General features: G+C 61.7%; 12 protein-coding genes. 4 read left to right on the top strand and 8 right to left on the bottom strand.

The window, feature by feature from the left end; genetic code table 11:
* Window positions 1-30: 30 nt before the first annotated feature.
* From ACP156_RS21595 to ACP156_RS21625, 7 genes are all read right to left on the bottom strand, one after another.
* Complete coding sequence (locus ACP156_RS21595) at window positions 31-759, bottom strand: ABC transporter ATP-binding protein (RefSeq protein WP_425053459.1); 729 nt, start codon at window positions 757-759, stop codon at window positions 31-33.
* Between the two features lies 1 nt (window position 760).
* Entirely contained in the window at window positions 761-1,507 is a 747-nt protein-coding gene (locus ACP156_RS21600) for an ABC transporter ATP-binding protein (protein WP_425053460.1), read from the bottom strand.
* Complete coding sequence (locus tag ACP156_RS21605; protein WP_425053461.1) at window positions 1,504-2,472, bottom strand: branched-chain amino acid ABC transporter permease; 969 nt, start codon at window positions 2,470-2,472, stop codon at window positions 1,504-1,506. Before ACP156_RS21605 ends, ACP156_RS21600 begins: the two co-directional genes overlap by 4 nt.
* Before the next feature lie 8 nt (window positions 2,473-2,480).
* A complete protein-coding gene (locus ACP156_RS21610; protein ID WP_425053462.1) occupies window positions 2,481-3,359 on the bottom strand; it encodes a branched-chain amino acid ABC transporter permease in 879 nt (292 codons plus the stop codon).
* 105 nt (window positions 3,360-3,464) lie between these two features.
* Window positions 3,465-4,592, bottom strand: coding sequence for an ABC transporter substrate-binding protein (locus ACP156_RS21615; protein WP_425053463.1), 1,128 nt, complete (start codon window positions 4,590-4,592; stop codon window positions 3,465-3,467).
* A 29-nt stretch (window positions 4,593-4,621) separates the two neighbouring features.
* A complete protein-coding gene (locus ACP156_RS21620) occupies window positions 4,622-5,422 on the bottom strand; it encodes a shikimate dehydrogenase family protein (protein ID WP_425053464.1) in 801 nt (266 codons plus the stop codon).
* Between the two features lie 208 nt (window positions 5,423-5,630).
* Window positions 5,631-7,322 carry an FAD-dependent oxidoreductase gene (locus tag ACP156_RS21625; protein ID WP_425053465.1) on the bottom strand — a complete coding sequence of 564 codons (1,692 nt, stop codon included), beginning with the start codon at window positions 7,320-7,322 and terminating at the stop codon, window positions 5,631-5,633.
* 287 nt (window positions 7,323-7,609) lie between these two features.
* Between ACP156_RS21625 and ACP156_RS21630 the strand changes: the two genes are divergently transcribed.
* The 4 genes from ACP156_RS21630 to ACP156_RS21645 are packed head-to-tail and all read left to right on the top strand — an operon-like array spanning window position 7,610 to window position 11,558.
* The gene (locus ACP156_RS21630; protein WP_425053466.1) at window positions 7,610-8,428 is read left to right on the top strand and encodes an IclR family transcriptional regulator; all 819 of its coding nucleotides are present in this window, start codon (window positions 7,610-7,612) and stop codon (window positions 8,426-8,428) included.
* Window positions 8,425-10,131, top strand: a complete 1,707-nt coding sequence (locus tag ACP156_RS21635) for an FAD-dependent oxidoreductase (protein WP_425053467.1) — start codon at window positions 8,425-8,427, stop codon at window positions 10,129-10,131. Before ACP156_RS21630 ends, ACP156_RS21635 begins: the two co-directional genes overlap by 4 nt.
* A complete protein-coding gene (locus tag ACP156_RS21640; protein WP_425053468.1) occupies window positions 10,121-10,729 on the top strand; it encodes an NIPSNAP family protein in 609 nt (202 codons plus the stop codon). The genes ACP156_RS21635 and ACP156_RS21640 overlap by 11 nt, the downstream gene beginning before the upstream one ends.
* A 4-nt stretch (window positions 10,730-10,733) precedes the next feature.
* Complete coding sequence (locus tag ACP156_RS21645) at window positions 10,734-11,558, top strand: sugar phosphate isomerase/epimerase family protein (RefSeq protein ID WP_425053469.1); 825 nt, start codon at window positions 10,734-10,736, stop codon at window positions 11,556-11,558.
* A 158-nt stretch (window positions 11,559-11,716) separates the two neighbouring features.
* Here ACP156_RS21645 and ACP156_RS21650 read toward each other — a convergent pair whose 3' ends face one another.
* Window positions 11,717-12,418 (bottom strand): IS6 family transposase, encoded by a 702-nt coding sequence (locus tag ACP156_RS21650; RefSeq protein WP_425053470.1) that lies wholly within the window; start codon window positions 12,416-12,418, stop codon window positions 11,717-11,719.
* Window positions 12,419-12,431: the final 13 nt, after the last annotated feature.

The following is a 12,431-nucleotide window of genomic DNA, read 5'->3' on the forward strand; positions in this document are numbered from 1 at the left end:
GATCCTTGAGACCAAGGACCAAAGGCGTGCTCATACCGGTGCTTCCTCGTCGATATGCCCGCCAAGGAACAGATGCCCGACTTTCGGATCCGCGAGCAGGACGTCCGCACGGTCGTGCATCCGCGTTTGCCCGAGTTCAAGCACCAGCCCATAATCCGACATCGCAAGCGCCGACTTAGCGTTCTGTTCGACCATCAGGATCGTCACGCCTTGGTCGCGCAACTCCTGAAGCGTGCGGAACACCTCTTGGACAAGGTTCGGCGAAAGCCCGATGGACGGCTCGTCGATCAGGATCAGCTTGGGGTCAAGCAGCAGCGCACGGGCCACCTCAAGCTGTTTTTGCTGCCCGCCCGACAGCTCGATGGCCTTGCGGTCGCGGAACTCTCGCAACATGGGGAACTGATCCATGACCGCTTCGATGCGCTTCTTGACCAGCCCCTGATCGGCGGCTGTGATCCCGCCAAGCTCAAGGTTGTGGTAAACGGACAGTTGCGGCACGACATTGCGGCCCTGCGGCACGTAAGTGACACCCTCCGCGATCAATTGCTTGGGGCTTAAACCGGTCACATCCTTTCCGTTCAATAGGATCGAGCCGGAATGGATGTTCAACAAGCCGAAGATGGCCTTGAACACGGTCGACTTGCCCGCACCGTTCGGACCAATGACGGTCGTGATGGAGGCTTCGGGAATTTTGAAACTGGTCCCGTTCAGAATGGTGATTTTTCCGTAGCCGCCGAAGATGTTCTTTAGTTCAAGCATCTCAGCCTCCCAAATACGCGTCGATGACTTGCTGGTTCGACCGGATTTCGTCCGGCGTCCCCTCGGCGATGATCGCACCTTCGGCCAGAACGATGATCCGGGTGCACAGGGTCATGACGAACTCCATGTTGTGCTCGATCACCACGAATGTCGTGCCGTGCTCGCGGTTGTAGGTCTCGAGCCGATCCTTCAGGTTGGCGAGCATTGTCAGGTTAACGCCGCCCGCAGGCTCGTCGAGCAGCACCAGCGACGGACCGGCCATGAATGCCATTGCCGCGTCCACCAGCTTTTGTTGCCCGTAGGACAGGCTCCCGGCCATCTCATCGCGCAGGTGTTCCAGCTTGAAAAACTGGATCATGCGGTCCGCTTCGGCAGTCAGACCGGCATCCGAGGGGCCGAAGAGGCGCGACGCCATCGAGCCGTGATGCTCTTGACCTGCCAGGATAATATTGTCGAGAACCGACATTTGCGGGAACACCGACAATTGCTGAAAGGTGCGGCCAACCCCAAGCTTGTTCAACCGTGACGCCCGCATCTGGCCAACCCGCTGCCCGTGGATCTGTACCTCGCCCGCATCGGCCGGCAATTGCCCAAGGACGCAGTTGAACAGCGTCGACTTGCCGGACCCATTTGGCCCGATCAGCCCAAGCACCTCGCCTTTGCCCACGTCAAAGGAGACATCGTTGACAGCATGGATGCCGCCGAACGACTTTGAAATGTTGCGCACGGAAAGGACGGTATCGCTCATAGCTGCGCCCCCTTCGACATATCCTTGCGGACCTCGCTTTGTGGCCTGATCTGTTGCCAAAGTTTCGTGCCCAGCCCGATCAGGCCGGTGGGCGAATAGACCATCAGCACGATCACCAACGCGGCGTATATCATCAGGTAATAGCCTTCGGTGAAGCGTAGGAATTCCGGCAGCAGGATCACCACCGCCGCGCCCAGCATCGGACCGTAGAACAGCCCTGCCCCGCCGACGACGACCATCAGCAGAATTTTCAGCGAATGGACCAGCGCAAAGGAGCCCGGCTCGATGAATTGCACCAGCGGCGACATGATAGCCCCGGCGCCTCCGCCAAAAGCCGAGCCAATGGCAAAGGCCAGAAGGGTGATGCGGCGGGTGTCGACGCCCAGGCTCTCGGCGCGCACCGGATTTTCACGCAACGCCTTGAAGGCGCGGCCCCACGGCGAATTGACGATCCAGTAGAACACCGCTGCCGAGATCACGAAAAGGACCAGGACGAAATAGTAGAATTCGAGGTTCTTGCCGGTGGAAATGCCAAAGAAGCTTGGGCGCGGCATGCCGACAAGGCCGTGGTTGCCGCCGGTCAGCCACTCTTCGTTGCGCAAGACCAGAAAGACCAGCGTGTTGAAGGCCAGAGTCACGAAGGCAAGGAAGTGATGCTGCACCCTGAGTGCCGGATAGCCAAGCAGCAGCCCGATGCCAAAGCAAGCCCCCATCGCCGCGACCCAGCCCACCACCCAATGGTAACCGGCCAGTGTCAGAAGCGCGGTGATATAGGCGCCGATCCCCATGAAACTGGCCTGCGCCAGACTGATCTGCCCCGCATAGCCAAGGGTCAGATTGAGGCCCATCGCCGCGATGGAGAACATCAGCCAGGAGGTCATCACGTAGATGATATAATTCCCCTGCCCCAAGGGTATCAGAACCAAGAGAGCCAAGGCGGCAAGCGGAAACAGGATCCGTACCATTTTCGTTGTCATACCGTGCGCCCCTCTGCGGTGCCCAACAGGCCCTGCGGCCTCACCAGGATGATGACGATCAGCAACAGCATCGGCAGCGCCTGCCTGTACTCGGACGAGAAATAGGCCGCCGACAGGTTGTCGATCACACCCAGCAGCAGGCCGCCCACCAAGGCGCCGCGTATCTGGTTGAAGCCACCGACGATGGCGGCAATGAAGGCGACGAGGCCCAAGGTCTCGCCATTGGAGAATTTCGCCAGATAGATCGGCGTGATCAGGATCGAGGCGATCGCCGCCAGTGCTCCATTGATCAAGAAGGTATAAAGCACCATCCGCTTGATATCGACGCCGAGGATCTGAGCCACATCCGGGTTTTGCGCAGTCGCCTGCATCGAGCGGCCCGTACGGGTACCGGACAGGAAAAGCTGCAAGGCGAAAATGGTGCCCATCGCTATGATAAGATTGGCGATATCAGGCACCGAGATCGAGGCATTGCCGATCTTCAGCACCGTTTGCGGAAACAAGCTTGGAAAGGGCTGCCCCAGCGGAGAGTAGAATTCCTTCACCATTTCCTTCAGCAGAATGCCCAGGGCAATGGTGGCAATCACCAGCGGGATCGTCCCGTGCCGGAACATCGGTTCCACGATCAACCGCTTGAACAGCGCGCCCAGGATCAAGACCGCCAGGATCACCGCCAACGGCATCGCCAGCCAGACCGGCAGTCCCATTTTGACCGTCAGCACCAGCACGAAGAATGCAGGCACCATCACGAACTCGCCCTGCGCGAAGTTGATCGTTTGCGAGGCTTGCCAGAGCAGGGTGAACCCAACCGCAGCCAACGCGTATATCGATCCGGTCGACAGGCCCGACACGATGAGTTGAATGAATTCGGACAAGGCTCCGCGCCTCCCGCTTGCTTGTTGAGATACGGTGTTATTGGGTTTTGGGGTGGTGTGCGGCGGCTAGCCCCATGCCGCCGTCGCACACCTATGCCGCGCCGATTAGTTTGCGGGCAGGCTTTCGGTGATTTCCTGAGACCCGTCGACCACTTCGACCAAGAAGCTTTCGCGGCTCATCTCACCAGTTTCGTCCCAGCAGACGTCCATCAGCACGCCGGGATAATCGGCGGCGGACAGGCAGAGGCCATGCAGGGTTTCGGCGAACTTCTCGCGGTCAAATTCGCCGATCTGCTCGGTCACATACTTGACGACATACACGCCGATATAGCCCTTGATCGCATTGTGATCGGCGCTGTAGCCGTAGATCTCCTGGAACCTTGCGGCCATCTCTTGAATGGCGGGCACAGGCGCCTCGGCGGAAAGGCCGACATGGCCAAAGGCGCCATCGGCCGCGCCGCCCGCGAGGTCGATCACCTTCTGCGACACCAGCACCGTGTCACCGCCAAGCGGCAGCTCCAGGCCCTGCTTTTCAGCCTCGATCAAGAAGCGCGCGCTCTCTTCTTCGGTCAGGTAGACGAAGACCGCGTCGGCGCCCGAGCCTTTGACCTTGGTGACGTCAGCGGCAAAATCGACCTGGCCCTGCTCGGTCGAGACATCGGCGACGATCTCCAGCCCCTGCTCGTCCGCGATGCTCATGAAGGCGTCATAGCCGCCCTTGCCGAACTCTGTGTTGGCCCAGACCACGGCGATCTTTTCGGCGCCCAGTCCGTCCTTGAGATAGCTTACCAGTTTGGGCAGGCCCTTTTGCGCGCCAAAGGCGGTGCGGAAGATATAGGGGTTGCCCTTGGCGGTGATCGTCGGGCTTTCGGAGCCCGTCAGCTGCGGCACACCGTTTTGCTGCGCGACCAGCATGTTCACGACGGTCGAGGACGAATAGACCGTGCCAAGCAAAACGTAGGCGCCCTCGTCGATGGCCTTTTGCACCATGGCGCGGCTGTTTTGCGGGTCGGTCTGGCTGTCGTATTCCTTCAGGTCGATCATCTCCCCCAGGATACCGCCCGACGCGTTGATCTCTTCCACGGCCATTTTGACCCCATCGTGCCAAACGGCACCGGCGGCCGCTCCGGCGCCTGAAAGCTCTGCCACGTCGGCAAGCACCACATCCGCCATCGCGGCGGGCGCGGTGAGCGCCATGCAGGTCAAAGTCGTTGCTGCTAGTCTCCGGATCATTTCCTTGTCTCCTCCCTTAAGTAGCGAACTCAATCCGCTTCGAGTGTCAGAAGAGCGTCTATCAGAAGCTCCTCTTGCGCCTGAAACATGCCGAGCCCCGGCATGGTCTGACATCCCAGAGCCGCCGCCGCCTCGATAAAGGGCGAACGGGCGGGTTTGGTTATTGGACAAGCCGCGAATTGCGTGGCCGTCATTTTCTCGATCAGGACCGGCATCGGGTCGTCCGTGCGCATCCCGAGCGGCGTTGCATTGGCGACGATGTCGAACCCGGTGGGATCGGCGGAACCGATCGAAATCCGACCGGGGAACCGGCCCTCAAGCCGCTCGATCACCCCGTCACGGCGGTCTGCGTCGATCTCGTGGATCGCAAGATGCGCGGCGCCGCTGGCCAGGAATTCGTAGGCGATCGCCGCACCGGCGCCGCCGACGCCAATCAGCAGAACGCGGCTGCCTTCAATGACCCCACCTGCCTTTTCGATACCGCGCACATAGCCCTGCCCATCGGTATTGCTGCCGACCCAACCAACGTCGGTTTTTCGAATGACGTTCACCGATTGCGCGTAGCGCGCGCGCTCGGTCAGGTGGTCGCAATAGGCCATCGAGGCTTGTTTATGCGGCACGGTGATCACAAGCCCGGGCGCATTCCGCGTGGCTTTCAGGCCGTCCATGAAAGCCGGGACATCGGCGGGCGTGACGTGCCCGGGCACACAGACGGCATTGATCCCTCGGGCGGCGAAACGGGCGGTCAGCAGTGCGGGTGACTTCACCTGAGCGATCGGATCGCCAATGATGAAGACGACCTGCGTCTCGCCGTTGAGCTCGCTCGTCATGACCGCGCTTCCATCGAGGGTCTCGCGATCCGGTTGCACATTTCCGTCGTGATGCCCCATTCGTGCGACAACGCTCCTCTTCGCGCTCCACGATGGCCCAGACGCATTGGACCATCTCTCCCTTGCGTCAAACTAGAGCCCAGTTGGGCAGAGTTTGAAAATGGACCAAAGGCATCAATGATTGGACAATTCGTTTGCGCCATGATGCTCACGCCGCTTTTTCCGCATGGCCACCTCGCGCCCGCGCGACCGCGTCTCGCGCGGCGATATAGGCAAAAGTGATGGCGGGACCGATGGTGATGCCGGGGCCCGGATAGACGCCCCCCATGATCGATTGCATGTCGTTGCCACAGGCATAAAGCCCCGGGATCGGCTGGTTGTCTCCGTCGATCAGCCGCGCGCGCTCGTCACAGGCAAGTCCGGTGGCCGCTCCGATATCGCCCGGCGTAACCGCTACCGCGTAGAAAGGTGCAGTGCCGATGGATCCAAGCGTCGGGTTCGGCCCGTGGGTCGCATCGCCATTGGCACATTCGTAGACTGTTTCGCCCCGGTTGAAATCCATGTCCTTGCCGGTCTCGGCGAAGCCATTCATCTTCGTGACCGTCGCGGCCAATCCATCGGCAGAGATACCCAAGGTCGCGGCAAGCGCGCGCAGTGTCGGCGCTTCCTTGAGATACCCATCCGCGATCAGCGCCTTCGCACCTCGCGCGCCGGGTCGCACCATGCCCAGCCCGTACTTCCGCAGACCTTCGGCATCGGTGACGAGATAGGCCGGGATCGTACCGGTCGCATATTGCGCAAGGCCGAACTCATGGTAGCTGCGCGCCTCATTGGTGAACCGCTCGCCCTGTTTGTCGACGGCGACGATCCCGGGCTTGGACCGGTCGAAGACGAAATGCGGGAACACCGCCCAGCTGCCGTCGCCCCGCTTGCGCGTCGACATGGGAGCCCAGAACACGTTCGACGCCGCGCCTTCGCCATAGCGCGCGCCTTGGGCCAGAACCAAGTCATGCATCGCGCCGGTATGGCCGGGGGCTGTCGGGCTGTGCGGTGCCAGCGGCTCGGGCAGCATTTCGGCGCGGCGGGTCGGGTGACGGCCGAAACCGCCGGTTGCAAGGATCACGCCGCCTGACGCCAGAATCTGATCGCCGCCCTCAAGCGTCAACAGCTGGCCGTCCCCTTCCGGTTCAAGCGTAGAGACCTTGGTCTTTACACGCACGTCGGCACCGGCGGTCCTGGCGGCCATCAACAAGCGCCCGACAAGTGCGTTGCCCATCACAAGACGCGCGGATCGGCCATAGCGCAGCTTGTCGACCATGAAGGTGCCGATCAACTTCACCGCATGGGCCAGAGATTTCGTCGACTTGCCCATGGAAAGCAGGTGGTTGATGTCGTCACGGTCCACTTGCAGCCCACCGAGAATGGTAAACTCGGGGATAGCGGGACGGATCAGTTGCAGGTCACGCCCAAGCGCGTCGGCGCGGAATGGTTCCGGCTCAAGCGCTCGGCCCTTTGCGGTCGAGCCTTCCAACTCATACAGGTAGTCCGGATGATGCGGACGCGCGCGAAACTGCGCCACCGTCCGGTCCATCAAGGTGTGAATTGCACGTGGACCGTTTTCGACGAACGCTTCCCGCATCGCGCGCGGGCTGCGATTGCCAACGGCATTGTCGAGATACCGCAGCACCCGCTCCGGGCTATCCACCGCGTCGACCGTTTTCGCCAACCGCGTATTCGGCACCCATGTCGTTCCTGCGGAAAACGCTGTCGTTCCGCCAACATACTCGGTGCTTTCAATCAGAAGGGTCTTTGCCCCTTCGAGCGCGGCGAACGTCGCAGCAGCCAAGCCTCCCGCCCCGGCTCCGACAACCACCACGTCAAATATCTCTCGATGAGCCATCCGTGCGTCCCCCCAGCACTGGCCATCGAATCCTCCTCGCCGGCCAGCTTGACCTAGCGTTGCACAAAATTGGAAACTCTTTCAAGTTTTAAAACTTCTTCCATTTTAGGCCCGCGCCACCTAATGTGAGCCCTATTGAATTGGGGGGAAAATGACTGACTTGCGGATCGCCACACCCGGCGCGGGACCATTCGGACCGACCCTGATGGGGACGCTGATCAATTTGGGTGTGGCCGCGCATGGCCAAGTCGACCCTAACGAAGCCTGGCACGCGGAGTTTGCCTGACATGTCGAGCGTTCTCGAAAAATCTCTCGCGATCCTCGAACTCATGGTCGAACACCCGCGCGGAATGCAGGTTTCGAGTATCGCGAAAACCCTGGATATCCCCGTGTCAGGCGTCCACCGGACGCTGCGCGAACTCGCGCGCCTTGGATACGTCCGCCAAGAGCGCGATCAGGGTGATTACACGCTGACGATCCGGTTGGCCGCCCTTGGCCTTGGGTTTCTCGGGCGGTCCGGCGTGACGGATATCGCGCAGCCGATCCTCGACCGTTTGGCGCAGATTTCCGGTGAACTCGTGCGCCTGTCGGTGCTCGACGAGCGGGGCCTGACATGGGTCGCGGTGGCGCAGGGCGCAACGGTCGGCCTACGCTACGATCCGGGACGTGAACAAGGGATGCAAGTGCATCCGGCCTCGACCGCGGGCGGCCAGGCCCTGCTTGCCACGATGCGTGACGACGAAATCCTCGCCCTTGTCGGCAAGACAGGCCTCGCCCTGCCGGATCAGGCCAATGCGCCCGGTGGACCGGCCACGATTGCGGAACTGATGGACGCGATTACCGAGACGCGAAAGCGCGGATACTCGGTGGCTGTGAACTCTTACATCGACGGCATGGGCGCCATGGCCTGCCCCATTCGCGCAGGCGGCGTGGCAGACGGGCGCGTGCTTGGCTGCCTGTCGATCGCCGGGCCAGCGGTGCGCGTGCCGCTCGCACGGATGGAAGAGCTTGCGCCGTCGCTTTTCGAAGCCGCGCAGGACATCGGCACCGCAGCGCCAGCGTCTCATTTCTTTGCAGGCTTGGCGCAGGACAAAGACGCCCCATGACCGAAACCTGCGACGTTCTCATCGTGGGCTCTGGTGCCGGAGGGCTGTCTGCGGCCCTGACCGCAGCGCATGCGGGATTGGACGTGATCGTCGCAGAGAAAACATCGCAAATCGGCGGAACGACCGCGTGGTCCGGCGGCTGGCTCTGGGTGCCACGCAATCCGCTCGCCATCGCCGCGGGCATCGTCGAACCCATCGACGGCCCACTGGACTATCTTAGCCATGAAATCGGCAACCATGTGCGCGATCCACGGGTCATGGCCTTCCTTGAGAACGGACCCGAAATGGTCGGGTTCTTTCAGGACATTTCCGCAGTCGAGTGGGTCGACGGCAACCACATACCCGATTTTCACGACAGTCCAGGCGCGTGCAGCGGCGGGCGCTCGGTCTCGGTCGCGCCCTACGATGCGCGGAAGCTTGGGCCATGGGCCGATCGCATCCGTCCGCCACTTGGTCCAACGACGATCGCAGGAATGGCCCTGGTGTCGGGCAAGGACATGGCGGCGTTCTTCAACTGGTATCGCTCGCCTGCCAACGCGATGCACGTCCTGAGACGCCTTGCTCGCCATGCCTACGACCTTGTAACCCGCGGCCGCTCTGCGCAACTTGCGAACGGAAACGCCCTCGTCGCGCGGCTTTTGCATGGCGCACTGGATCTTGGCGTGACCGTCAGAACCGATGCCGCCGTTACCCGCCTGCTCGCCGAGGATCGTCAGGTCACAGGCGCAATCGTCGCCGGTCAAACGATACACACGCGAAAGGGCGTGGTCCTTGCAGCAGGCGGATTTCCCCATGATCGCGCCCGCATTGCCGAGATGTTCGAACACGCGCCAACTGGCGCGGAACATCATTCAGCGGCGCCGCCCGAGAACACGGGCGACGGCCTGAGACTGGCCGAGGCGATCGGTGCCGGGATCTCGCAGGACTACGTGAACCCCGGCGCCTGGGCCCCCGTCTCCCTTTTGCCGATGAAGGACGGCACGGTGGCCCGGTTCCCGCACCTCATCGAACGTGCAAAGCCTGGGATCATCGCAGTTGGACCGGACGGGCAACGGTTCGTAAACGAGGCCGACAGCTACCACGACTTCATGTCGGCACTGTTTGCCAGCGGAGCCGATCACGCGTGGATCATCGCGGATGCCAAGGCGCGGCGGCGGTTCGGGATGGGCGCGGTCAAGCCGTTCCCCTTTCCCGACGCAGCGCATATCCGGTCGGGCTATCTCAAACGCGCCTCATCGCTCGCGGAACTTGCGCGCCGGATTGGTCTGCCACCTCAAGACCTCGAAGACACGGTTGCGCGCTTCAACGATGGCGCGCGTCAGGGCGAGGACCCCCAATTCGGGCGCGGGGCATCCGCGTATAACCGCGTTCAGGGCGATGCGGGCCACAAGCCCAACCCCGCGCTGGCGCCACTTGAGCGCGCGCCATTCTATGCACTCAAAGTGCTCCCCGGCAGCCTCGGAACCTTCGCGGGCCTGCGGACGGATGCCTGCGCGCGTGTCCTGTCCGAGACCGGCACACCCATCGCGGGGCTGTTCGCAACGGGCAACGACGCCGCCTCTATCATGGGCGGCAACTACCCGTCCGGCGGGATCACTTTGGGACCCGCCATGACATTCGGATACATCGCGGGGCGCGTTTTGGCGGGGCTCCCCGTCACCGGGATCTCTGCAATCAAGGAGGAAGACACCGATGTTCTATGAAATTTCCACTCTCAAAACCGAGATTTTCGGCGCGGGCAAAGCCGCTGCGGGGATCGAGAACTGGACGACGAAGGGCGCGGGTGACTTGCTTGGCGCATGGTTTGCCGACATTGGGTCGCTCAACGAAGTCTACCTTCTGCGCAGCTACGCAAGTGCCGAGGAAATGCTGGACGAGCGCGAGAGACTGGCCCGATCCGACAACCCTTTCGGCTGCATGGATCTTCTCATCAACTACGAAGTCGAAAGCTACCGACCGCTGGATTTCATGGGCCCGGTGGCGACCGGCCCGCTTGGCCCCGTCTACGAACTGCGCACCTACAAGATGAAGCTCAACGGGTTGATGCCGACCATGGAAAAATGGAAAACTGCCCTGCCCGACCGCGACGTGTACTCCAAATGCGCAATTGCCATGTATGGCGTCGATGGCCCGCCACGGCTGACGCAGATCTGGCCCTACGCCTCGCTTGAGGCACGCTCGGACGCGCGCGGGCAGTCGGTCGCCGATGGGAAATGGCCACCGAAGGGCGGACCCGATTGGCTGTCTCCGGACATGACGTCCACCGTGGCCATGCCGATGGCCTTCTCCCCGATGAAGTGACGCCATGAGCCGCAGCTACTCAATGGCCTATCTGACGGCGAACGGGCTCGATCCCGTCGCCGCCACCGAATTGGCCGCAGACCTCGGGTTCGACCAGATCAGCTATCGGCTCTTGCCAGCGGGTCCGGGGGACAAACCGCCGCCGATCCTGACAGACGACGACCTGTTCATGCGGGTGAAATCGGTGCTGGCGGCGACCGGCCTCACCATGTCGGACGCCGAAATGATCCGGCTCGACGCGGACACCGAACTTGAACGGTTCAAACCGTTTCTCGAACGGATTCAATCTCTTGGCGCCCGGCACATCCTTGTTGCGGGCGACGATACGAACCGCGCAAGGATCACCGAGACCTATGGCCGCCTGTGCGAACTGGTTTGGGACCACGGGCTGACAGCCGATCTTGAATTCATGCCGTGGACGGGCATCCGCAACATCGCCGACGCGCGGGAATTGGTCGAGGCTGCGTCTCATCCGGCGGCAGCGATCCTGTTCGACTGCCTGCATTTCGACAGGTCCGACAGTACGCTCGACGAGATCGCCGCCATTCCCCGCGAACTGATGAACTATGTCCAGATTTGCGATGGCCCCGTCCCATACGACCCCTCGGGCGTCGCGATGATGACCTTGGGGCGGACAGCACGACTTGTACCCGGCGAGGGCGGGATCGATCTGGCGTCGATCGTCACTCGCCTGCCGGCCGACATCCCCATCTCCGTCGAGGTGCCGAACATGCAGATCGTTCAGAAGAGGGGCGTTCGGGCACTGGTCCAAAAATCGCTGGAAGCGACGAAGCTCTTGGTTGCAGACCACTTGGGGGGCGAAGGGTAAGATGGGTTGAGGGTGCGAATGCGTGCTTCAAATTTTGCGTAGCGTCAGCGCAATCAGTCTGGTTCGCCCCTCTTGGCGCCACCTGTTTTGAGCAGGCCTCAAATGGGTGGTGTCAGACGAATTCGAACTCCTCTGTGCAAGGACAGGATGGCTGTCCCTTATGCTGCGCAGAGATCGCGCCACTCGGCCAGAGCAGCGGCGCGGTTCTTCTTGAAGTTGGCTCTGGAAGAGAGGCTGCGCTCCGAGTTGAAATAGTTGCTGACAGAGGCGTGGACGGACGCGAATTTTTGCAAACTTCGCATGCGTCGGAAGCGCAGCATCGCCCGTTCCCGTCGTCGGAACGGCAGATGGGAGTTTTCCGCGCGATTATTCAGCCAACGACCTGTCTCTTGGCGATCGACGGCACCGATTTCCCTCAGCGCCGCGCCATAGGACCTGAGCCGATCGGTCACAAGGGTGTCTGGCCGACCATAGCGCTTCATTGATTTCTTTAGAAATTTCAAGGCCGCCTTCTTATCGCGTGTCTTGGTGACAAAGCTTTCCAGGACTTCGCCCTCATGATCGACCGCCCGCCACAGATAGTGCCGCTCCCCGTTGATATTCACGAACATCTCGTCGAGATGCCAGCGCCAGCGACTGGACCGCATGCCGACGACCCGGCGCTTCCGGATCTCGGCCGCGAACATCGGCCCGAAGCGAAGCCACCAGAACCTCACCGCCTCGTGGCTCACGTCGATGCCGCGCTCGTGCAGCAGATCCTCGACGTTTCGAAGCGAAAGCGGAAACCGAATGTACATCATGACAGCCAAACGAACGATCTCAGGCGATGTCTTGAAGTAGCGAAATGGGAAGCGTTTCATTATCCGGCGACGC

Origin of the sequence: Psychromarinibacter sp. S121 (genome assembly GCF_049801035.1) — a bacterium.
GTDB lineage: Bacteria > Pseudomonadota > Alphaproteobacteria > Rhodobacterales > Rhodobacteraceae > Psychromarinibacter.